The sequence below is a fragment of the Streptomyces sp. NPDC054794 genome (genome assembly GCF_053611585.1).
This window is the reverse complement of the sequence record NZ_JBSHAQ010000003.1, coordinates 255,379-277,474: the sequence shown is the minus strand read 5'-3', so window position 1 is coordinate 277,474 and position 22,096 is coordinate 255,379. Positions and strand designations below refer to the sequence as shown.

The 22,096-nt window shown below is 70.5% G+C and carries 19 protein-coding genes and 1 pseudogene; 9 read left to right on the top strand and 11 right to left on the bottom strand.

Annotated elements, in window-relative coordinates; all coding sequences use genetic code 11:
* Window positions 1-33: 33 nt before the first annotated feature.
* Both ACWGKT_RS04910 and ACWGKT_RS04905 read left to right on the top strand, forming a co-directional pair.
* On the top strand, window positions 34-1,638 hold the full coding sequence (locus tag ACWGKT_RS04910; RefSeq protein WP_453272474.1) for an LCP family protein: 1,605 nt from the start codon (window positions 34-36) through the stop codon (window positions 1,636-1,638).
* A 103-nt stretch (window positions 1,639-1,741) separates the two neighbouring features.
* Window positions 1,742-3,460: an LCP family protein gene (locus ACWGKT_RS04905; RefSeq protein WP_453272473.1), complete on the top strand. Its 1,719-nt coding sequence runs from the start codon at window positions 1,742-1,744 to the stop codon at window positions 3,458-3,460.
* A 22-nt stretch (window positions 3,461-3,482) separates the two neighbouring features.
* On the opposite strand, the gene ACWGKT_RS04900 is transcribed toward ACWGKT_RS04905, so the two are convergent.
* Window positions 3,483-4,511 carry a glycosyltransferase family 2 protein gene (locus ACWGKT_RS04900; RefSeq protein ID WP_453272472.1) on the bottom strand — a complete coding sequence of 343 codons (1,029 nt, stop codon included), beginning with the start codon at window positions 4,509-4,511 and terminating at the stop codon, window positions 3,483-3,485.
* A gap of 128 nt (window positions 4,512-4,639) precedes the next feature.
* Between ACWGKT_RS04900 and ACWGKT_RS04895 the strand changes: the two genes are divergently transcribed.
* Window positions 4,640-6,145, top strand: a complete 1,506-nt coding sequence (locus ACWGKT_RS04895; RefSeq protein ID WP_356144318.1) for an LCP family protein — start codon at window positions 4,640-4,642, stop codon at window positions 6,143-6,145.
* 402 nt (window positions 6,146-6,547) lie between these two features.
* Here ACWGKT_RS04895 and ACWGKT_RS04890 read toward each other — a convergent pair whose 3' ends face one another.
* Window positions 6,548-7,123, bottom strand: coding sequence for an acyl-CoA thioesterase (locus ACWGKT_RS04890; RefSeq protein ID WP_453272471.1), 576 nt, complete (start codon window positions 7,121-7,123; stop codon window positions 6,548-6,550).
* A gap of 92 nt (window positions 7,124-7,215) precedes the next feature.
* On the opposite strand from ACWGKT_RS04890, the gene ACWGKT_RS04885 reads away from it, so the two are divergent.
* Window positions 7,216-8,520 (top strand): LCP family protein, encoded by a 1,305-nt coding sequence (locus tag ACWGKT_RS04885; protein WP_453272470.1) that lies wholly within the window; start codon window positions 7,216-7,218, stop codon window positions 8,518-8,520.
* Window positions 8,521-8,795: 275 nt separating this feature from the next.
* Here the strand turns inward: ACWGKT_RS04885 and ACWGKT_RS04880 are convergent, their stop codons facing one another.
* Both ACWGKT_RS04880 and ACWGKT_RS04875 read right to left on the bottom strand, forming a co-directional pair.
* Complete coding sequence (locus ACWGKT_RS04880; RefSeq protein ID WP_356144312.1) at window positions 8,796-9,158, bottom strand: four-helix bundle copper-binding protein; 363 nt, start codon at window positions 9,156-9,158, stop codon at window positions 8,796-8,798.
* A 147-nt stretch (window positions 9,159-9,305) separates the two neighbouring features.
* On the bottom strand, window positions 9,306-10,463 hold the full coding sequence (locus tag ACWGKT_RS04875) for an acyl-CoA dehydrogenase (RefSeq protein WP_356144310.1): 1,158 nt from the start codon (window positions 10,461-10,463) through the stop codon (window positions 9,306-9,308).
* A 192-nt stretch (window positions 10,464-10,655) separates the two neighbouring features.
* Here ACWGKT_RS04875 and ACWGKT_RS04870 point away from each other — a divergent pair, with 192 nt between their 5' ends.
* Entirely contained in the window at window positions 10,656-11,999 is a 1,344-nt protein-coding gene (locus ACWGKT_RS04870; RefSeq protein WP_453272469.1) for a UDP-glucose dehydrogenase family protein, read from the top strand.
* 113 nt (window positions 12,000-12,112) lie between these two features.
* Here the strand turns inward: ACWGKT_RS04870 and ACWGKT_RS04865 are convergent, their stop codons facing one another.
* The gene (locus ACWGKT_RS04865) at window positions 12,113-12,619 is read right to left on the bottom strand and encodes a CGNR zinc finger domain-containing protein (protein ID WP_453272468.1); all 507 of its coding nucleotides are present in this window, start codon (window positions 12,617-12,619) and stop codon (window positions 12,113-12,115) included.
* Between the two features lie 112 nt (window positions 12,620-12,731).
* Here ACWGKT_RS04865 and ACWGKT_RS04860 point away from each other — a divergent pair, with 112 nt between their 5' ends.
* Window positions 12,732-13,091 carry a VOC family protein gene (locus ACWGKT_RS04860; protein ID WP_356144304.1) on the top strand — a complete coding sequence of 120 codons (360 nt, stop codon included), beginning with the start codon at window positions 12,732-12,734 and terminating at the stop codon, window positions 13,089-13,091.
* Window positions 13,092-13,123: 32 nt separating this feature from the next.
* A complete protein-coding gene (locus ACWGKT_RS04855; RefSeq protein WP_356144302.1) occupies window positions 13,124-13,516 on the top strand; it encodes a VOC family protein in 393 nt (130 codons plus the stop codon).
* Here ACWGKT_RS04855 and ACWGKT_RS04850 read toward each other — a convergent pair.
* The 4 genes and pseudogenes from ACWGKT_RS04850 to ACWGKT_RS04835 all read right to left on the bottom strand — a co-directional run.
* Window positions 13,502-14,020: pseudogene (locus ACWGKT_RS04850) on the bottom strand (membrane dipeptidase); the annotation flags it as partial. The gene ACWGKT_RS04855 and the pseudogene ACWGKT_RS04850 sit on opposite strands and share 15 nt — an antisense overlap.
* A 99-nt stretch (window positions 14,021-14,119) precedes the next feature.
* Entirely contained in the window at window positions 14,120-15,298 is a 1,179-nt protein-coding gene (locus ACWGKT_RS04845) for a dipeptidase (protein WP_356144300.1), read from the bottom strand.
* A gap of 5 nt (window positions 15,299-15,303) precedes the next feature.
* Entirely contained in the window at window positions 15,304-15,831 is a 528-nt protein-coding gene (gene purE, locus ACWGKT_RS04840; RefSeq protein WP_453272467.1) for a 5-(carboxyamino)imidazole ribonucleotide mutase, read from the bottom strand.
* The gene (locus tag ACWGKT_RS04835; RefSeq protein ID WP_235458206.1) at window positions 15,828-16,967 is read right to left on the bottom strand and encodes a 5-(carboxyamino)imidazole ribonucleotide synthase; all 1,140 of its coding nucleotides are present in this window, start codon (window positions 16,965-16,967) and stop codon (window positions 15,828-15,830) included. The genes purE and ACWGKT_RS04835 overlap by 4 nt, the downstream gene beginning before the upstream one ends.
* 174 nt (window positions 16,968-17,141) lie before the next feature.
* Between ACWGKT_RS04835 and ACWGKT_RS04830 the strand changes: the two genes are divergently transcribed.
* Window positions 17,142-17,642 carry a GtrA family protein gene (locus ACWGKT_RS04830; RefSeq protein WP_356144366.1) on the top strand — a complete coding sequence of 167 codons (501 nt, stop codon included), beginning with the start codon at window positions 17,142-17,144 and terminating at the stop codon, window positions 17,640-17,642.
* A 355-nt stretch (window positions 17,643-17,997) separates the two neighbouring features.
* Here ACWGKT_RS04830 and ACWGKT_RS04825 read toward each other — a convergent pair whose 3' ends face one another.
* Both ACWGKT_RS04825 and ACWGKT_RS04820 read right to left on the bottom strand, forming a co-directional pair.
* Window positions 17,998-19,269 (bottom strand): ATP-binding protein, encoded by a 1,272-nt coding sequence (locus ACWGKT_RS04825; RefSeq protein WP_356144296.1) that lies wholly within the window; start codon window positions 19,267-19,269, stop codon window positions 17,998-18,000.
* 107 nt (window positions 19,270-19,376) lie between these two features.
* Window positions 19,377-20,054 (bottom strand): response regulator transcription factor, encoded by a 678-nt coding sequence (locus tag ACWGKT_RS04820; RefSeq protein ID WP_018566970.1) that lies wholly within the window; start codon window positions 20,052-20,054, stop codon window positions 19,377-19,379.
* Window positions 20,055-20,568: 514 nt separating this feature from the next.
* On the opposite strand from ACWGKT_RS04820, the gene ACWGKT_RS04815 reads away from it, so the two are divergent.
* The gene (locus tag ACWGKT_RS04815) at window positions 20,569-22,065 is read left to right on the top strand and encodes an oligopeptide:H+ symporter (protein WP_453272466.1); all 1,497 of its coding nucleotides are present in this window, start codon (window positions 20,569-20,571) and stop codon (window positions 22,063-22,065) included.
* The last annotated feature ends 31 nt before the right edge of the window (window positions 22,066-22,096 follow it).

The window sequence follows — 22,096 nt, the reverse complement described above, 5'->3', positions numbered from 1 at the left end:
GTGCGGGGGGAGGTTCCTGCGGTGGAGGACACGATGTCACTCACGCCGCAGGGGCCGAGTACGTCCGACGGACAGGGCCGGCACGGCGGAGGCGGGCGGCGCAGAGGCGGCTCGAAGGGTGACGGCCCACGGCGCAGACGGCGCGCGTTGCGCTGGTCGGCGACCGTGCTGTCGGTGCTGATACTCGGCACGGCCGGCGCCGGATACCTGTACTACCAGCACCTCAACGGCAATATCCAAAAGGGCCGTCGGGACATCGGCGACTCCAAGGCGTCGAAGACCGCGCCCAACGCGGCCGGCCAGACGCCGCTGAACATCCTGCTGATCGGCTCCGACAGCCGTAACTCCGCGCGGAACCTGCAGCTCGGCGGACACCGGGAGAGCGTCGGCAGTCCGCCGCTGGCCGACGTGCAGATGCTCATCCACCTCTCCGCGGACCGCAAGAGCGCCGCGATGGTGAGCATTCCGCGCGACACCCGGGTCGAGATCCCCAAGTGCACGGACCCGGACACCGGCAAGGTGTACCCGGCGACCGACGACATCATCAACACGACGCTGGCCCGTGGCGGGGCCGGCTGCACGCTGGCCACCTGGCAGAACCTCACCGGGGTCTACATCGACCACTGGATGACGATCGACTTCGCCGGCGTGGTGTCCATGGCGGACGCCATCGGTGGCGTCGACGTCTGTGTGAAGCAGAACGTGTGGGACCACTCGACGCCCACGGTGCGCGGTGGCTCGGGACTGAAGATGACGGCGGGCACGCACAAGGTCAAGGGCGAGAAGGCCCTGCAGTGGCTGCGCACACGGCATGCCTGGGGCAGTGACCTGATGCGGGCCAGGGCCCAGCACATGTACCTGAACTCGATGATCCGCACGCTGAAGAAGCAGAACGTCTTCACCGACACCGGGCGGCTCACGGACCTCGCCGAGGCGGCCACCAGCTCGCTGAAGGTCTCCGAGGAGATCGGCACGGTCAAGAAGCTCTACGACCTGGGCATGGAGCTCAAGTCGGTGCCGACGGACCGCATCACCTCGGTGACGATGCCGAACGTCGAGGACGCGCGGAACCGCGATCACGTCGTGCCGGACGGCGCCAACGCCGACAAGCTGTGGCAGATGCTCCGCGACGACGTGCCGCTCGACAAGAACGGCAAGAACGACAAGGGCACGGACGCGAAGAAGACCGGCAAGGGCCCGGCCGCCAAGCCCGCCTCGGTCGACGCGAGCCGGCTCGGTGTGACGGTGCAGAACGCCACCGGGACCTCCACCGAGCCCGCGGTCGGCGGCCGGGCGAACGCCATCGCCCAGGAGCTCGCCGGCAAGGGCTACGCGGGGGCGGGGGCGGACCGGACGGCGGCCCTGTCCGAGGACAAGACGGTCGTGCGGTACCCGAGCGCGGAGTTGGAGGGGGACGCGCAGCGCGTCGCCAAGGCGCTGGGCATCCCGCTGAGCGCGGTGCAGAAGTCGACCGATGTGTCAGGTGTCACGGTCGTCGTCGGCTCCGACTGGCGTACGGGCGCGGCGTATCCTAAGCAGTCCGCGCCGAAGGCGGGCGACCTGCCCAGCAACTCCGACGCCATCAACGGCTCGGACACCAAGCAGTGCATGGACGTCTACAAGGTCTACCAGTGGTAGCGCCTTCTCCCTAGGACACCCGGTGCCGGTGCCCGCACACCGTGCGGGCACCGGCGAACCGCGTCTTCGTGCGCACAGGTAACTCTTACCTGTCTGCAGAACAATGCGGGCACGCCCGGGCCCGAAGGCCGGGCACCAGTGGCATGAGCGGGTGGGAGGGCAGGCAGTGGTGCGAAGCAGTGTGCGGGGCGAGGCTCCCCCGACCGGCGACACGACCGGCGGCACGACGTCCCCCACGCGGCACCGCCAGGACTCCCCGGCCGACGGTGACGGTGGCCGGCACGGCGGCGGGCGACGCGGTGGCCGCGAGGACGCCGGCGACGACCACAGACCTCGCAGACGCCGCGCCCTGCGCTGGTCGGCGACGATCCTGGCGGTCGTGATACTCGTCACGGCCGGGGCCGGATACCTCTACTACCAACACCTCAACGCGAACATCAAGAAGGACGCCCTCAACATCGGCGACGCCAAGGACAGGGCGGCCGCGTCGAGGGCGAACGCGGCGGGCCAGACCCCGCTGAACATCCTCCTCATCGGCTCCGACGCGCGGAACACCGAGGAGAACCAGAAGCTCGGCGGCGCCAAGGACACCTTCGGCACGCCGCCCCGCGCCGACGTCCAGATGCTGGTGCACGTCTCGGCGGACCGCTCCAACATGTCGGTGATCAGCATGCCGCGCGACACCCTGCTGCGGATACCGAAGTGCACGGACCCGGGCAGCGGCAAGGTGTACGAGGCGAGCACCTCGCTCGCGATGACGAACGACTCCCTGGGCCGCGGCGGCCCCGGCTGCACGGTGGCCACCTGGGAGAAGCTCACCGACATCCACATCGACCACTTCATGATGGTCGACTTCGCCGGCGTGGTGTCCATGGCCGACGCGATCGGCGGCGTACCGGTGTGCGTGGACGCCAACATCTACTCGCACACCGCCTCCGGCCACGGTTCGGGCCTGAAGCTGACGAAGGGCACCACCTCCATCAAGGGCAAGCAGGCCCTGCAGTGGCTGCGCACGCGCTACGGGTTCGAGGACGGCAGCGACATAGCCCGGACCGAGGCGCAGCACATGTACATGAACTCGATGGTCCGCCAGTTGCGCGCCAACGCCACGCTCAGCAACCCCAACAAGCTGCGCAAGCTGGCCGAGACGGCCACCAACGCGCTGACGGTGGACGACGGTCTCGGCACCGTCGCGAAGCTCTACGACCTGAGCACGGAGCTGAAGAAGGTCCCCACCAAGCGCATCACCATGACGACGATGCCGTGGGTGTACTCCTCGGACGGCAACCGGGTGCTGCCCAAGCCCGCCGACGCCGCGAAGCTGTTCCGGCTGGTGCGCGAGGACATCGCGCTGGACGGCAAGGACAAGAAGAAGACCACGAAGCCGAAGACGTCCACGGACCCGGCCGCGCCGGACGGCGAGATCGCGGTGCAGGTGCGGAACGGCACGCGCGGCGACAGCGGGGTGGCCGTCACCGGCCGGGCGGGCGCGATCACCCAGCTGCTCGTCGGCAAGGGCTTCGACAAGGCCGTGGCGGACCCCTCCGCGCAGCTCGGCGAGGAAAAGACGGTCGTCCGCTACCCGAGCGCCGACCTGGAGGGCGACGCCTGGCGGGTCGCCAAGGCGCTGGGCATCCCGGCCGGCCAGGTGAAGAAGTCGACTGACGTGTCCGGGGTCACGCTCGTGGTCGGCGCGGACTGGCGCTCCGGCACCAAGTACGTCGCCGTGGCGGACGACGACAGGACGCCGGAGTCGGCGAGCGCCCTCAACGGCGCGGACACCACGGCCTGTATGCACGTCGACCCGAACTACACCTGGTAGTCCGGGCCGGGGCGGGCGGTGCTCAGCGGGAGGTGAGCACCGCCGGACGACGGGACGCGATGACCTTCTTCGCCAGCGCCTTCGGGCTGGTGAGGAAGCCCCAGCCCCACGACATGTGCATGGTGGCGAGGGCCACGGGGATCTGCAGCCGGGCCTTGAGCGGCAGCCCCTTGCCGGCCGGTACGGAGCCGAGCGCGATCGCCGCGAGATAGCCGCCCGGGATCACGAGACCCAGCGGGGTCAGGGCCGCGCCGACCACGAGTCCGGCCGCGATCGCGCACACGGCGACCGGCGGGGCGAGATAGCGCAGGTTGATGGAGCCCTCGTGGTAGCGGGCGACGACGTGCCGCCAGCGGCCGTAGTCCTTGTACTGCTTGGCGAGGGCGCGCACGCTCGGCCGCGGCCGGTACGACACCTTCAGCTCGGGCGAGAACCAGATCAGTCCACCCGCCTCCCTGATCCGGAAGTTGAGCTCCCAGTCCTGGGCGCGGATGAACTCCTCGTTGTAGCCGCCCTGTTGCTCCAGGGCCACGCGCCGGAACACGCCGAGGTACACCGTCTCGGCCGGTCCGGCCGAACCGCCCGTGTGGAAGGCGGCGTTGCCGACCCCGATCTTCGAGGTCATCGCGGCGGCGACCGCGTGCTCCCAGTCGTTCTCGCCCTCGGCGTGCATGATGCCGCCGACGTTCTGCGCTCCGGTCTCCTCCAGGAGCCGTACGGCGGTGGCGATGTAGTTCGGCGAGAGCATGCCGTGACCGTCGACGCGGACCACGATCGGATGACGGGAGGCCTTGATCGCGGCGTTGAGCGCGGCGGGGGTGCGGCCGGTCGGGTTGGGGACGGTGTGCACGCGCGGGTCGTCCCGTACGAGCTCGGCGGCGATCTCGTCCGTGCGGTCCTTGGACGGACCGAGGGCGATCACGACCTCCATCTCGCCGGCGTACTCCTGCGCGAGGATCGCTTGGACGGCTCCGCGCAGATGCCGCTCCTCGTCGAGGACGGGCATGATGACGGACACGGCGGGGAGCTGCACGTCGGGATTGGCGTTCATAGGGGGCTCACGTTACCGCGAACGGGGGACACCGGTGCGCGCCGCCGGTCCGCCGCCGCGGGCTGGAGATCGTATGGGCCTACGGTGCTCACGATCCCACGTACGGCCCCGCCCCCAGCGGAGGTTCCATGCCCGCTCCACCGCCCCGCTCCCCCGCACGGCCGCGACAGAGCCCCCGGCCGCCCCAGCCGCGGCGTGCGCCGCAGTCATCCGTACGGCGCAAGCCGCCGCGCAGACGGCCGCGCTGGGCCATGCGGGCGGTGACCACCCTGTCCGTGGTGGTGCTGGCCTCGGCCGGGATCGGGCACGCGGTGGTCACCAGCCTCGACGCGGACATCGCCCGGGTGGATCCGTTCAAGGACATGAAGAACCGCCCGCGCGGGAGCCACGGCATGAACGTGCTGCTGGTCGGCACCGACGGCCGCGACAAGATCACCGAACAGGAGCGGCGCCGGTTCCGGCTGGGCGGGGCACCCTGCCACTGCACCGACACGATCATGATCGTGCACATCTCGCAGGACCGGGAGCGGGCGAGTGTGGTGAGTCTGCCGCGCGATTCGTACGCCGAGGTGCCCGAGCACGTCGACGAGGCGACCGGACGGTCGCTGGCGCCGCACCCGATCAAGATCAACGCGGCGTACGCGGAGGGCGGGCCGCAACTGACCGTGCGCACGGTCGAGAACATGACCCATGTGAAGATCGACCACTATCTGGAGGTCGACTTCACCAGTTTCATGCGGACCGTGGACGTGCTCGGCGGCGTGCGGGTCTGCACCGCGCAGCCGCTGAAGGACTCGTACACCGGCCTGGACCTGCCGGCCGGCACGCACACGCTGATGGGCGGGCAGGCCCTGCAGTACGTCCGGTCCCGGCACATCGACGGTGCCTCGGACCTCGGCCGGATGAAGCGCCAGCAGCGGTTCCTGGCGGCGCTGATCGAGCGGGCGACCTCCTCGGGGGTGCTGCTGAATCCGATGAGGTTCCGGGACGTGACGCGGGCGGTGCTGGGCTCGGTGCGCGCGGACAAGGGCTTCGGCGCGGACGAACTGCTCGACCTCGGCCGCGCGATGCGCAGCTTCTCCCCGTCCTCGTCCGAGTTCACCACCGTGCCGATCGGCCGGATGGGATTCCCGGTGAAGGGGATCGGCTCGACGCTGAAATGGGACCCGGCCGGGGCGGACCAGCTGTTCCAGGCCCTGCGCGACGACAAGCCACTGGCCCTGAAGCGCCCGCGGCACGAGCACGGCCCGGCGGCCGTGCCGGTGGAGGTGGCCCCGCAGCAGGTCCGCGTCCAGGTGGAGAACGGCACCGCGACGGCGGGGCTGGCCCGGCGGATGGACACGGCCCTGGCCGCGACGGGCTTCGCCACCACCCGGCAGCCGGTGACCTCCACGGAGCACTCCGTGCGCCGGACGGTGATCGTCTACGACCCCCGCTGGGACCGCTCGGCCAGGACCCTGGCGGCGGCCCTGCCCGGCAGCGAACTGCGGCCGACGCCGGGCCGGGGGCCAGTGCTGCGGGTCATCGCCGGCGCGGACTTCAAGGACGTACGCAAGGTGAAGCCGGACACCCTGGACCAGGGCCGAGCGGGAGTGGTCCACGGCGACGAGGTGGTGTGCCCCGGCAACGCGTGACCCAGGGCGCGCCCGCGACGCCGGGCCCACGTCACCGACACGAGCCACCGGGCAGACTCCAGGGCCTGTCCGGGGTTCCGGGCCCCGCGTCGCGCTGGCCGCCGGGTAGGGCCCAAGGCCTGTCCGAAGTGCCAGGGCCCCGCAACACCGGCGCGAACCGCCGGGCACAACCCAGGACCTGTCCGGGGTTCCGGGCCCCGCGTCACCGACGTGAGCCATCGGGCAGAGCCCAAGGCCTGCCTGGGGTGCCAGGCCCGCGTCACCGGCGTGAGCCGCCGGGGAGGGCCGAAGGCCTGTCCGAGATGCCAGGGCCCCGCAACATCGGTGCGAGCCGCCCGGCAGAGACCAAGGCTTGCCCGAAGTGCCAGGCCCGCGTCTTCGACAGGATCCGTGGGGCGGGCCCTAGTCCTCGAAGCCCTCCGCCGCGCGCCTCTCGCGGAGTTCCCTGATCTCGCGGCGGCGGGCCAGGCGGTGGGTGCGGCGGATCTGGGCCTCCTGGTAGCGGCGCTTGTCGCGTTCCGTCTCCGGGAGGACCGGTGGGACCCGGCGGGGCTTGCCGTCGGCGTCGACGGCCGCGAACACCAGGTAGGCGGAGCCGACCTGGGTGGGCGGGGTGGACTCGTTCCAGCGCTCGGCGAGGACCCGTACGCCGACCTCCATGGAGGTCCGGCCGGTCCAGTTGACCTGGGCCTTCACATGGACCAGATCGCCGACCCGGACCGGTTCCAGGAACGCCATCTCGTCCATGGACGCGGTGACGGCGGGACCCCCGCAGTGCCGGCCGGCCACCGCGCCCGCCGCGTCGTCGACCAGCTTCATGATCACACCACCGTGCACCGTCCCCAGAAGGTTGGTGTCGTTGTGGGTCATGATGTGGCTGAGGGTGGTGCGGGACGCCGAGGTCACCTTGCCCGGAATGTTCGGATCTATGTCCGCAGCCTGGTCTGTCATGGCCTCCACCTTATGCCGAAGCAACATGCGCGGACTTTGTGTCATCTTCGCAACAGCGCTGCCCTGATTTTTCGACGCCCCTTGTCGAGCACACAGTCCGTCCCTGCACACTGGGGCCCATGAACGATTGGCCCGAGCGATGGTCCGACGACAACGGCAACCGCTACGGACGCGGCAGTGCCAACGCGCAGCCCGAGAGCGCGCGGGTGATGCGCCAGGTCCGGCGCGGCCCGGCGGCCCCGTCCGGGCGCCAGGGCGGGTACGGCAACGGCGGCCCGTCCGCACCGCCGTACGGCGCCGGTGTCCCGCAGCAGCCGACGTACTCCGACGGTCAGGGGTACGACGACGGCTACGGTGACTACGACAGCGGCTACAACACGGGCCAGGTCTACGGTGGCGGCCCGGGCGGCGGCGACGGTACGCCCGACTACGGGCCTCGCCCCGCCCCGAACTGGCGGCGCCGCCTCAAGTGGACGGCGATCACCCTCGTGACCGCCCTGGTCGTCACCTCCGTGGCGACCTATTTCTGGGCCGACTCCAAGCTCCACCGCGACGTCGACCTGTCCAAGGTCATAGACCGGCCCGAGACGGGCGACGGCACGAACTACCTGATCGTCGGCTCCGACAGCCGCAAGGGCATGACGGCCGAGGACAAGAAGAAGCTGCACACCGGCTCCGCCGAGGGCCAGCGCACCGACTCGATGATGATCCTGCACGTCGGCGACAGCGGCGACACGCTGATCTCGCTGCCGCGTGACTCGGACGTGGTGATCCCGTCGTACAAGGGATCGGCGTCCGGGAAGGTCTACCCCGCCCAGGGCCGCCACACCAAGCTGAACGCGGCCTACGCCGAGGACGGCCCGACGCTCCTCGTACGCACCGTCGAGTTCAACACCGGCCTGCACATCGATCACTACGTGGAGATCGGCTTCGGCGGCTTCGCGAAGATCGTGGACGCGGTCGGTGGCGTCGAGATCGACATCGACAAGGGCTTCAAGGACAAGTACTCGGGCGCCGACTTCAAGGCGGGCAAGCAGACGCTGAACGGCGAGCAGGCCCTCGCCTTCGTCCGCACCCGGCACGCCTTCGCCACCTCCGACCTCCAGCGCACGAAGAACCAGCAGAAGTTCCTCTCGGCGCTGGCCCACCAGGTGGCCACCCCGTCGACGGTCCTGAACCCCTTCAAGTTCTACCCGACCATGGGCGCGGGCCTGGACTCGCTGACCGTCGACAAGGACATGAGCCTGTGGAACCTGGCCTCCATGTTCTGGGCGATGAAGGGCGTCAACAGCGGTGACGGCACCTCGCTGAACATGCCGATCTCCGGCTCCACCGGCGGCAACCTCGTCTGGGACAAAACGAAGGTCAAGACGCTGGTCAACGAGCTCAACAACGACGAGAAGGTGACCGTCACCGGCAACTAGGGCCGGTCAGTCCCAGGCCGTCGCGGCGGCGAGCAACGACACAGGGGAAGGGCCAGGTGCCCTTCCCCATCCGTTTCCGGGACGGTGAACCCGGCGCACAGCCGCGCGAAGCTTCTGCCGTAGGCCTCGGCACGGCCGTCCCGCGTGGCCCGCTCGGCGGCGTCGAAGGCTTCGGTCGCGCTCGGAGAGATCGTCATGGGGTGAGCCTGCCGCCGTGTGCGTCAGAAGAAGTCAAGGGCGCCCCGTGAGGCGCCCTTTGGTGGTGCTGGGGTGGGTCACATACGGGTGCCCGCCATCGCGCGGCACATGTCGGCGCAGCGGCGACACGCCTCGGCGCAGCGCATCATCTGGGGATCGTCCGGCATCGCCATACACGCCTCGGCGCACATGTCGCACGCCTTGGCGCACATCGCGCACATCTCGGCGGACATGGGCGAGCGGCGCATCATCATGTCGGCGCACATCCGGGTCATCTCGGAGCAGTCCATGAGCGCGCGCATGATCTGCATCTGGGCCTGTCCGCCCATCTGCATGCAGGAGCTCATGGTCTCCTCGCAGACCGTGTGGCAGGACATGCACGCCTCGACGCAGTCCTGCATCTGCTTGCTCATGGCGCTCATGGTTCCGGGCTGGGTCATGGCTCCTCCTGAGAGGCAGAGGGGCCCAGGGCGGGCCCCATGTGGTTCCGTCCTACGCCCGACCGCCGGGTAGTGCCATTCAGGAGACGCCCGTGGCCCTCCGTCCGGGCGGGACGAAGGGCCACGAAGCCGCGAAGAAGGCGTGCCCTACGGCAGGTTGCGGGCCATGACGATGCGCTGCACCTGATTCGTGCCTTCATAGATCTGGGTGATCTTGGCGTCGCGCATCATGCGCTCGACCGGGTAGTCACGGGTGTAGCCGTAGCCGCCGAGGAGCTGGACGGCGTCCGTCGTGACCTCCATCGCCACGTCCGAGGCGAAGCACTTGGCCGCGGCGCCCTGGAAGGTGAGGTCGCTGTCGCCGCGCTCGGAGGCGGCCGCGGCCTGGTAGGTGAGGGCGCGGGCGGCGGCGATCTTCATGGCCATGTCGGCCAGCATGAACTGGATGCCCTGGAAGTCGGCGATCGGCTTGCCGAACTGCTTGCGCTCCTGGACGTAGCCCTTGGCGTAGTCGAGGGCGCCCTGGGCGACGCCGAGGGCCTGCGCGGCGATGGTGATACGGGTGTGGTCCAGCGTCTTCATCGCCGTGGCGAAGCCGGTGCCCTCCTCGCCGATGATGCGGTCGGCCGGGATGCGGACGTTGTCGAAGTAGACCTCGCGGGTCGGGGAACCCTTGATGCCGAGCTTCTTCTCCGGGGCGCCGAAGGAGACGCCCTCGTCCGACTTCTCGACGACGAAGGCGGAGATGCCCTTGGTGCGCTTGGTCGGGTCGGTCACGGCCATGACCGTGTAGTACTCGGAGACGCCCGCGTTGGTGATCCAGCGCTTCACGCCGTTGAGGACGTAGTGGTCGCCGTCGCGGACCGCCTTCGTCGTCATGCCGCCCGCGTCCGAGCCCGCCTCCGGCTCGGAGAGGCAGTACGAGAACATCGCGTCGCCCTTGGCCAGCGGCGCCAGGTACTTCTTCTTCAGGTCCTCGGAGCCGGAGAGGATCACCGGCAGCGAGCCCAGCTTGTTCACCGCGGGGATGAGGGAGGAGGACACACAGGCGCGCGCCACCTCCTCGATCACGATGACCGTGGCGAGCGCGTCGGCACCGGCGCCGCCGTACTCCTCGGGTACGTGCACGGCGTGCAAGTCGTTGGCGACGAGGGCGTCGAGCGCCTCCTGCGGGAAGCGGGCCTCCTCGTCCACCGCGGCGGCGAACGGCGCGATCTTCGCCTCGACCAGTGAGCGGACGACATCGCGGAGCATGTCGTGCTCCTCGGACGGGCGGTACAGGTCGAAGTCAGCCGATCCGGCCAAGGTCTCTCACGCTCCAAAGACGCAGTGAATAATGGCGTGGCATTGATGCTAATTACCGTTAAGTAACTCAAATTTTAGGGCCCGGCCCCGGGGACGCCTACGTGAGCTTGGCGACAGCGGGAAAGTTGCCCTGCGCAGGGCCCGGATATGCTCGGGCCCGCACCACCGCCGTCCCGTCTGCTGGAGCACTTCATGAGCCTCAAGATCACCGTGATCGGCACCGGCTACCTCGGCGCCACGCACGCCGCGGCCATGGCCGAGCTGGGGTTCGAGGTGCTCGGACTCGACGTCGTGCCCGAGAAGATCGCCCTGCTCCAGCGGGGTGAGGTGCCGATGTACGAGCCCGGTCTCGAAGCCCTGCTGAAGAAGCACGTGGCGGGCCTGGAGGGGGCCTCCGGGCGGCTCCGGTTCACCATGGACTGGGCCGAGGTCGCCGCCTTCGGCGACGTCCACTTCGTCTGTGTGAACACCCCGCAGAAGCACGGCGAGTACGCGGCCGACATGTCGTACGTCGACAACGCCTTCGCCCTCCTCGCTCCCCATCTCACCAGCCCTTCTCTCGTCGTCGGCAAGTCCACCGTGCCCGTCGGCTCCGCCGAGCGCCTCGCGGCCTACCTGGCCGAGCACGCGCCCGCCGGTGCCGACGCCGAGCTGGCCTGGAACCCGGAGTTCCTGCGCGAGGGCTTCGCCGTCGCGGACACGCTGCACCCCGACCGGATCGTGGTGGGTGTGCACAGCGAGCGGGCCGAGAAGCTGCTGCGGGAGGTCTACGCGACGCCGGTCGGCGAGGGCACGCCCTTCGTGGTCACCGACTTCCCCACCGCCGAGCTGGTAAAGACGTCCGCGAACTCCTTCCTCGCCACCAAGATCTCCTTCATCAACGCGATGGCCGAGGTGTGCGAGGCCGCGGGCGGCGACGTCGTGAAGCTGGCGGAGGCCATCGGCCACGACGACCGGATCGGCAAGAAGTTCCTGCGGGCCGGGATCGGCTTCGGCGGCGGGTGCCTGCCCAAGGACATCCGGGCCTTCATGGCGCGGGCCGGCGAGCTGGGCGCCGACCAGGCGCTGACCTTCCTGCGCGAGATCGACTCCATCAACATGCGCCGCCGCGGCCAGATGGTCGAGATGGCCCGCGAGGCGCTGGGCGGCGGCTCCTTCCTGGGCCGCCGGGTCGCGGTCCTCGGCGCCGCCTTCAAGCCCGACTCGGACGACGTCCGGGACTCGCCCGCGCTCAACGTGGCGGGCCAGATCCACCTCCAGGGCGGCCAGGTGACGGTGTACGACCCGAAGGGCATGCACAACGCCCGCCGGCTCTTCCCGACCCTCGGTTACGCCGACTCCGCGTTGGACGCCGTCCGGGGTGCCGACGTGGTCCTGCACCTCACCGAGTGGCGGGAGTTCCGCGAGCTGGACCCGGCGGCGCTGGGCGAGGTCGCGGCGGCGCGGGTGATCCTCGACGGGCGCAACGCCCTCGACCCGCAGGTGTGGCGGCAGGCCGGGTGGACGTACCGGGCGATGGGCCGTCCCACCGCGTAGGGACGGCAGACGTACGCGTGACGCCGGTTCGGCCGAGGCTCAGTCGGCCGAACCGGCGTCTTGTTGCATTCTGCACCACGCGACCCCGGCATGGCCGGTGAACCTGCTGTGGCCTACGGCTCTTTGGCCCGGTACCGCCGCATCTTCGCGCGCGCCCCGCACACCTGCATCGAGCACCAGCGGCCGCGGCCGGCCGGGCTGCGGTCGTAGTACGCCCAGTGGCAGGTCACGGCCTCGCACGCCTTGAACCGGCTCCAGGTGCCCGCGACCAGCGCCTCGGCCACGGCGGCGGCGACCCGGGAGAGCAGGGGGCCGTCGCCCGCGGGGGCGAGGCTCGCGGAGCCGTCGCTCGGGTCGACGGCCAGGTACAGCGGGGCACCGGCGAGCAGGTCGCCCAGGGGGGTCACCTCGCGGTGCGGCGGGTGGCCTGCGTGGGCCAGCAGCGTGGCGCGCAGCGACTCGCGCAGCTCGCGCGCGCCCGGCAGCTCGTCCTCGGCGAGCCCGAAGGGGGCCCGGCCGTCCGGCGTGTCGAGCAGGTCGCCGTCGCTCGCGATGTCGAGCGTGTTCAGCAGGGCCTCGATCAGGGCCAGGCCTCCCGGCGCGGGCGATCTCTCACTCATGCCTGCAAGTTACCTCCCGAATTCACTTGCGACGTTACCTCCACTACGGGAGCATGCGGTAACCGTTACCGGTTGCCCGTCTCTATGGGTAACCCGCTCCGAGGAGGAAGTCATGGCACTCGCCAAGCTCGGCCCCGTCGTCCTGGACTGCCCCGACCCGCGCGCGCTCGCCGGCTTCTACGCCGAGGTGCTCGGCGGCACCGTGGAGGGCGAGGGCGAGTGGGTGGACCTCCGGCTGCCCGGCGGGCAAGCGCTGGCCTTCCAGGCCGCGCCCGGCTTCGTAGCGCCGCGGTGGCCCGCGGCCGATCACTCGCAGCAGTTCCACCTGGACCTGGTGGTGGAGGACCTGGACGCGGCGGAGAAGGGGGTGCTGGAGCTCGGCGCGCGGCCGCTGGACACCGACGACCGCTCGCGCGGCTTCCGTGTGTACGCGGACCCGGCGGGGCATCCGTTCTGTCTGTGCGCCAGCTGACAACAGGGCCGGCGAGGACCAGGGAGGACGTCATGGGCTCCATCGCCCGTTTCCGCAACGTCGTGATCGACTGCCCCGACCCGCGGGCGCTCGCCGCCTTCTACGCGGAGATCGTGGGCGGCACACCCGAGGTGGAGGACGACGAGTGGGTCGTCCTCCAGGTCCCGGACGGACCGCGGCTCGGCTTCCAGCGGGTGGAGAACCACACCCCGCCGGAGTGGCCGCGCGCGGATCGCAACGCGCAGCAGCTCCACCTCGACCTCGACGCCGGGTCGACGTGGGAGGAGGTGGACGCCGCCCACGAGAAGGTGCTCGCGCTGGGCGCGCGGCCGCTGGACCTGGAGGACCGGGAGGAGAAGGACTTCCAGGTGTACGCGGATCCGGCGGGGCACCCGTTCTGCCTGTGCCGGATCGAGCGGCCGTAACCCGGCTCCGCTCGACGTCCGGCGGGCGGCGCGGGCCGTGAAGTCGGCGGTGCGTAGCACCCGCTGGACGTTTCCCCAGGTCAGCAGGGCGAGCTCGATGTCGGACCAGCCGCGGTGGAGCAGTTCGGCGATCAGGTGCGGATAGCAGGAGGCGTCGGTGAGGTCCTGGGGGTGGGCGGCGCCGGAGTCGTGGGTGCCGGACAGGCCGACGCTCTGTGGCCCGGCGACCGTCCGCACGTGGTCGAGATGGTCGGCGACGTCCCGGACGTTCGGGCCGGTCTGCTCGGCGGTGAGCGGCACCATGCCGCAGGCCCTGGGCGGCGAGCAGGTTGGCGGGCGCAGGGCGCGGGCCGCGGAACGGGTGCACAGCACCGGTGTCCTGGAGAGCACGACGGCCCGGCCGACCGTGGCGTCGCAGGCACCGGAGACGTCGGCGAGCACGCCGAGCCGGTCCATCTCCCACAGGACCTCCTCGCCGAACCGGGTCAGCCCGGCCCCGCCTGCCCTGACCTGCGCTGCCGCGCCGACAGCGACGGCTCGGCCCCTTCTCCCGGGCCGAGCCGTCGCTCTGTCCCGGCGCGCTCCCCGCGCCGGATCCGGCGCTCAGCCGTCGAGTTCCTCGATCCTCGCGCGGGAGGGCGCGCGGGTCGCCCGCAGGTCCCGGGAGACGTCCTCCGCCGCGCCGAGCACCCGCAGCGAGTTCTGCCAGGTCAGCTTGGCCAGGTCGGGCTTGGACCAGCCGCGGTCCAGGAGTTCGGCGATCAGGTTGGGATAGCCGGAGACGTCGTTCAGGCCGTCGGGGGTGAACGCCGTGCCGTCGTAGTCGCCGCCGATGCCGAGGTGGTCGATGCCGGCGACCTCGCGCATGTGGTCGAGGTGGTCGGCCACCGTCGCCACCGTGGCGATCGGGCGGGGGGTGCGCTCCTCGAAGGCGGCGTGCACCTTCATCGCCTCGGCGGTGGTGTCGAGGTGGTGGAAGCCGTGCGCGCGCATGTTCTCGTCGGCCGCGGCCGTCCAGTCCACGGCCGCCTGGAGCACGAACTTCGGTACGAACGTCACCATCGCCACGCCGCCGTTCGCGGGCAGCCGTTCGAGGATCTCGTCCGGGATGTTGCGGGGGTGTTCGCACACGGCACGGGCCGAGGAGTGCGAGAAGATCACCGGCGCCGCCGAGGCGTCGAGCGCGTCGCGCATCGTCGTCGCCGCCACGTGGGAGAGGTCGACGAGCATGCCGAGGCGGTTCATCTCCCGGACGACCTCGCGGCCGAAGGCCGACAGACCGCCGACGTTCGGCTCGTCCGTCGCCGAGTCGGCCCAGTCGTTGTTGTCGTTGTGGGTGAGCGTCATGTAGCGCACGCCCAGCTCGTACAGCCCGCGCAGGGTGCCCAGCGAGTTGTCGATCGAGTGGCCGCCCTCCGCGCCCATGAGGGAGGCGATACGGCCCTCGGCGCGCGCCGCCTCCATGTCGGCGGCGGTCAGCGCGGCCCGCAGGTCTGCGGGGTAGCGGTCGATCAACTGCCGTACGCAGTCGATCTGTTCGAGCGTGGCCGGGACCGCGCCGGGCAGGTCCGAACGCACGAACACCGACCAGTACTGCGCGCCCACGCCGCCCTCGCGCAACCGCGGGATGTCGGTGTGCAGATGCGCGTTCTGGTGGGCGGCTATGTCGCGGGCGGCGAGGTCGTAGCGGACCTGCTCGCGCAGCGCCCAGGGGAGGTCGTTGTGGCCGTCGACGACCGGGAACTCGCGCAGGAGTTCCCGGGCTTCCTCCAGCGGGGCCATCGGCGTCACTTCCCCGAGCCGAAGCCGAAGCCGCTCGCGCCCTCGACCTTGGCGCGCAGGCGCTTGCCCTTCTCGGTGGCCTGGTCGTTCAGCTCCTGCTGGAACTCCCGCATCCGGCCGAGCAGTTCCTCGTCGTGCGTGGCGAGGATGCGGGCCGCGAGGAGACCGGCGTTGCGGGCACCGCCCACGGAGACCGTCGCGACGGGGACGCCGGCCGGCATCTGCACGATCGACATCAGGGAGTCCATGCCGTCGAGGTACTTCAGCGGGACCGGGACGCCGATCACCGGCAGCGGGGTGACCGAGGCGAGCATGCCGGGCAGGTGGGCGGCACCGCCCGCGCCGGCGATGATCACCTTCAGGCCGCGCTCGGCGGCCTGCTCGCCGTACGCGATCATCTCGCGCGGCATGCGGTGCGCGGAGACGACGTCGACCTCGTACGCGATCTCGAACTCGTCGAGGGCCTGCGCCGCGGCCTCCATGACGGGCCAGTCGGAGTCCGACCCCATGACGATGCCTACAACTGGGCTCATTCGGTGATGGTGCCTCTCAGGTAGCCGGCAGCGTGACGGGCGCGCTCCAGCACGTCGTCCAGGTCGTCGCCGTAGGTGTTGACGTGGCCGACCTTACGGCCGGGCTTCACGTCCTTGCCGTACATGTGGATCTTGAGCTTGGGGTCGCGGGCCATGCAGTGCAGGTACGCGGAGTACATGTCCGGGTAGTCGCCGCCGAGGACGTTGACCATGACCGTCCACGGGGCGCGCGGGCGCGGGTCGCCGAGAGGCAGGTCGAGGACGGCGCGGACGTGGTTGGCGAACTGCGAGGTGATCGCGCCGTCCTGGGTCCAGTGGCCCGAGTTGTGCGGGCGCATCGCCAGCTCGTTGACGAGGATGCGGCCGTCGCGGGTCTGGAACAGCTCGACGGCGAGGTGGCCGACGACACCGAGTTCCTTGGCGATGGTCAGGGCCATCCGCTCGGCCTGCAGCGCGAGGCTCTCGTCGAGGTCGGGGGCGGGAGCGATCACCGTGTCGCAGACGCCGTTGACCTGCTGGGACTCGACCACCGGGTAGGCGACGGCCTGGCCGTGCGGGGAGCGGACGACGTTGGCGGCGAGCTCGCGGACGTAGTCGACCTTCTCCTCGGCGAGGACCGGGACGCCCGCCCGGAACGGGTCGGCGGCCTCCTCGGCGGTCTCCACGACCCACACGCCCTTGCCGTCGTAGCCACCGCGGACGGTCTTGAGGACGACCGGGAAACCGTCGCCCTCGGACGCGAAGCGGACCACGTCCTCGGGATCGGACACGATCCGGTGGCGGGGACAGGGAACGCCGATGGCGTCGAGTTTGGCGCGCATCACCCCCTTGTCCTGGGCGTGCACGAGCGCGTCGGGGCCGGGGCGCACGGGGATGCCGTCCGCCTCCAGGGCCCTGAGGTGCTCGGTGGGCACGTGCTCGTGATCGAAGGTGATCACGTCACAGCCGCGAGCGAAGGCGCGCAGTGTCTCCAGGTCGCGATAGTCGCCGATGACGACATCGCTCACGACCTGGGCCGCGGAATCCTGTGGGGTGTCACTGAGGAGCTTGAACCTGATGCCGAGCGGGATGCCCGCCTCGTGTGTCATACGAGCGAGCTGGCCCCCGCCGACCATGCCGACTACCGGGAACGTCACGCCCCTAGGGTATCGGCCACGCCGCGCGGACCGGATTCCGCGCCTCTTACCTCACTTCTTACCTGGGCTTTTCCTGTGTGTTGCCCGTCAGTGGCCGGATGCGCGGGCGGGACGGGGAGGGGGGTGGTTAGCATGACTGGGCTGACGAAACCTACGGACGGGGACTGCACGATCATGGAACGTGGTTCCTCGGGGCTGGACAGGTTCGTCCACGAGGTCGCGAAATTCGGCGCCGTGGGCGCCCTGGGCACGGTCGTGAACTTCGGCGTGTCCAATCTGCTGTGGCACCTGACCAGCCTGCAGGCCGTGCGCGCCAACGTGATCGCCACGGTGGTCGCCATCGCCTGCAACTACGTGGGCTTCCGTTACTTCACGTACCGGGACCGTGACAAGGGCGCCCAGAGCCGGGAGCTCACGCTGTTCCTGGCCTTCAGCGCCGTCGGCCTGGTGATCGAGAACGGCATCCTGTACGCGGCCATCTACGGCTTCGGCTGGGACAGCTCCCTGCAGCGCAACATCTTCAAGGTCGTGGGCATCGGCATCGCCACCCTGTTCCGCTTCTGGTCCTACCGCACGTGGGTATTCCGCACCCTCCCCACCCACGAGGCCGTCGCCGACGCGGAATCCTTCCTGGAGGAAGAGACGAAGACCCGCAGAGCGACCCAGCGGGCCTGAACAGGTCCTGGACAACGCCTGCGCCGCCCATCGGGCCGGCCAAGCGGGTCACCGGCCCGGCGGGCAGGCCACGTCGGCCGGCGCACCGGTGCGTCGCCCGACGCACCCAAACACGGCGCCGCTGGATGCGGTGACCGCGCCGCAGATCCGGGTCGCCGGGCCGACCGCCCCAGCCGCCGAACCGCCCCGCCGGGCACCACACCACCGGATCCGGCCACCACACCCCCACGCCGGCTGTCTCACCGCCGACACACGGCCACCTGCCGCCCGCCCCGGTCACCGTGCGGCCCCGCCGGAAACCGCACCGCCCACGTCACCCGCCTCGCCGCCAGTACCAGAACCCGTGCCGGTCGGGTCAGCGGACCGTCGGGGAGTCCTCGTCCGGCTTTCGGGAAGGTGGGGTGCGGGAGAGGAACAGGCCGAAGACCGGGGGCTGGGACTGGAGGAGTTCCAGGCGGCCGCCGTCGGCTTCCGCCAGGTCGCGGGCGACTGCCAGGCCGATGCCCGTGGAGTTCCGGCCGCTGATGGTCCGCTCGAAGATGCGGGCGCCCAGGTCGGCCGGGACGCCGGGGCCCTCGTCGGTGACCTCGACGACCGCCTGGTTGCCGGTGACCCGGGTGCGCAGCGCCACCGTGCCGCCGCCGTGCATGAGCGAGTTCTCGATCAGCGCGGCCAGGACCTGGGCCACCGCGCCCGGCGTACCCACCGCCCGCAGATGCCGTTTGCCCGAGCTGACGATCGCCCGGCCCACGCTGCGATAGGCGGGCCGCCACTCGGCGAGCTGCTGCTGGATGACCTCGTCCAGGTCGAAGGAGACCGCGGAGCCGGTGCGCGGGTCGCGGGCGTTCGTGAGCAGCCGCTCCACCACGTCCGTCAGCCGCTCCACCTGCGTGAGCGCGACGTTCGCCTCCTCCTTCACCGTGTCCGGGTCATCGGTGAGGGTGATCTCCTCCAGCCGCATCGAGAGGGCCGTGAGCGGCGTACGCAGCTGGTGGGAGGCGTCGGCGGCCAGGCGGCGCTCCGCCGTCAGCATGCGGCCGATGCGCTCGGCCGAGGAGTCCAGCACATCGGCGACCCGGTCCAGCTCGGGGACGCCGTACCGCTTGTGCCGGGGCCGCGGGTCGCCGGAGCCGAGGCGCTCGGCGGTCTCCGCGAGATCGGTCAGGGGGGAGGCCAGGCGGTTGGCCTGGCGTACCGCCAGGAGGACCGCGGCCACCACCGCCAGCAGCGCCACCGCCCCGATGATCAGCAGCGTACGGCCGACCTCCCGGGTGACGGACGAGCGCGGCTCCTCCACGGTGACCGACTCACCCTCCTCGCCCTGCTGCGTGGCGCGGATGACGTCGCCCTCCGGCTTGGTGCCGATCTCGATGGGCGGCTGGCCGGGGATGCGGATCTGGGCGTGCTGGTCCTTGGTGACCTGGTTGCGCAGTATCTCGGCGGTCACGTCCTCCGCGCCGAGGATCCGGCTGTCCACGATGCTGGCCAGCCGCACCGCCTCGGAATCCACTCTTTCCTGGGCGCTGTTGCTGATGGTGCGAGTCTCGACGATCACCAGGGACACGCCGAAGACCGCGATCACCACCAGGACGACGGCAAGGGTGGACTGAATGAGACGACGACGCACGAGGCCCTCCGGGCGATGGCTTGACGACGACCAGTGTGCCCCGGGATCCGGACACACCGGTCTTCAACGGCGTGACGCGCGTAGTCGGCCAGGCCCGGCGGCAGCGGCTAGCTCTTCTCGAAGCGGAAGCCGACCCCGCGCACCGTGGCGATGTACCGGGGGTTCGCCGCGTCGTCGCCGAGCTTCTTGCGCAGCCAGGAGATGTGCATGTCGAGGGTCTTGGTGGACGACCACCACGTGGTGTCCCACACCTCGCGCATCAGCTGGTCGCGCGTCACGACCCGTCCGGCGTCCCGCACGAGCACCCGCAGCAGGTCGAACTCCTTGGCCGTGAGCTGGAGTTCCTCGTCGCCCATCCACGCGCGGTGCGACTCGACGTCGATCCGTACCCCGTGCGTGGCCGGCGGCTGCTGCGGCTCGGCGGCGCCGCGCCGGAGCAGGGCCCGTACCCGGGCGAGCAGTTCGGCGAGCCGGAAGGGCTTGGTGACGTAGTCGTCGGCGCCCGCGTCGAGGCCGACGACGGTGTCCACTTCGTCGGCGCGCGCGGTCAGGATGAGGATGGGCACCGTGTGGCCCTCGGCACGCAGCCGGCGGGCGACCTCCAGGCCGTCCATGCCGGGCAGGCCCAGGTCCAGCACGACCAGGTCGACGCCGCCCTGCATTCCGGCGTCGAGCGCGGTGGGTCCGTCCTCGCGCACCTCCACCTCGTAACCTTCCCGGCGCAGGGCACGGGCCAGCGGCTCCGAGATGGACGCGTCGTCCTCGGCGAGCAGTACACGGGTCATGAGGTGATGGTAGTCCGCCCGCGCGTAGTGCTGGGGTGTGATCGGAACCCGGGATTCTTACCTTGGGGCGCAGTGGTACGAACCTTGTGTCGCCTTGGTATGAACCTATGGCCAAAAGGTGCGATCGTAGGAAGAGCCTTCGAATCAGGTCCTGCGGTTCCATGGACACCTGTGATCCCTGTCTCAAGTCCTTCCATATCCGGCAGTGTCCTGACGTAAAGTGACCGTGAACGCCTGTAGTACACCGGGGACCTTTGGCGGGCACTTGACGCTGAAGGTCTCTTTTGTGTGCGGGCCGGACCCCCTCCGGCCTTGAAAGGAATGACCTCTGGCCGGGCGCCGGACGCACGACGCGTCACGGGGCGTGGATCCCGGTGGTCGCCGTCCACCGCTCCGCGATCCGGGGCGGACTCCCCCTGGGCGTGGGGTGGACGGACCGACCCGCCGGTGTCGGCCGAATCCCCCACCGGGCGCGCAACGCTCCAACGCGCGTCCCGACCAGCAAGGAACGACCATGGCGTCCAGCCTGACGAAGGACTCGGTCCACCCGGGCACCCCCGGTTCCGAGAAGACCTTCTTCGGCCACCCCCGCGGACTGGCCACTCTCTTCATGACCGAGATGTGGGAGCGTTTCTCCTACTACGGCATGAAGGCCCTGCTCCCGCTGTACCTGGTGGCCCCGGGCGGGCTGCACATGAGCGCGGCCACGGCGACCGCGATCTACTCGGTGTACCTGTCGCTCGTGTACCTGCTCGCCCTGCCCGGCGGCTGGTTCGCGGACCGCCTCCTCGGCCCCCGCAAGACGGTGGCGGTCGCGGGCACGATCATCATGGCCGGCCACCTCACGCTGGCGCTGCCCAGCTCCGGCACCTTCTTCGCCGGTCTGGGTCTGGTCGCGATCGGCTCCGGTCTGCTGAAGGCCAACATCTCCACGATGGTCGGTCACCTCTACGACGGCCCGGAGGACCCGCGCCGCGACGGTGGCTTCACCCTCTTCTACATCGGCATCAACCTGGGTGCGTTCGCCGCTCCGCTGGTCATCGGTACCGTCGGTGAGAACTACAACTGGCACCTGGGCTTCGCGCTCGCCGCGCTCGGCATGGCGCTGGGTCTGGTCCAGTTCCTGCTCGGCACCCGCCACCTGAGCTCGCGTTCCGACGTCGTCCCCACGCCGCTGTCGGACGCCGAGAAGAAGGCCACGCTGGCCAAGGCCGCCCTGTGGGCGGGCGTCGCGGCCGTCTTCTACCTGGTCGTCGGTGTCTCCGGCGTCTACACGCTGAACTGGCTGCTGGTCCCGATCACCATCGCGGGTCTGCTCATCCCGGTCGTGGTCATCGCCCGCATCAAGCGCGACAAGGACCTGAACCACGCCGAGCGGTCCAAGATGAGCGCCTACATCTGGTTCTTCGTCGCCGCGGCCGTGTTCTGGATGATCTACGACCAGGGTGGCTCCACGGTCTCCCTGTTCGCCGAGTCCTCGGCCAAGAACACCGTCTTCGGCTGGGAGTTCCCGGTCTCCTGGTACCAGTCGGTCAACCCGGTCATGATCATGGCGCTGGCCCCGGTCTTCGCCTGGGCGTGGCTGGCCCTGGCCCGGCGCGGCAAGGAGCCGAGCACCGCGGTGAAGTTCGCGATGGGCCTGGTCCTGATCGGCGCGTCCTTCTTCCTCTTCCTCGCTCCGCTGTCGATCGCCGAGGGCGGTCACAAGGCGGCCGCGATGTGGCTGGTGGCCATCTACTTCGTGCAGACCGTCGGTGAACTGATGGTCTCCCCGGTCGGCCTCTCCGTCACCACGAAGATGGCGCCCGCGAAGTACGCCTCCCAGATGATGGGTGTCTGGTTCCTGGCCGTCACCGCCGGTGACGCCACGACCGGTCTGCTCTCCATCGCCGGTGTCGACCTGAACAAGACGGGCATCGTGACCCTGCAGGCCGTCCTCGCCGTGGTCGCCGGTCTGGCGGTGGGGTGTTCCCGCACGGGGTTCACGGAGCTCTGGGGCGACGTCCACTGACGTACGCCCCGTGCGGGGGGGGGGGCCGTCC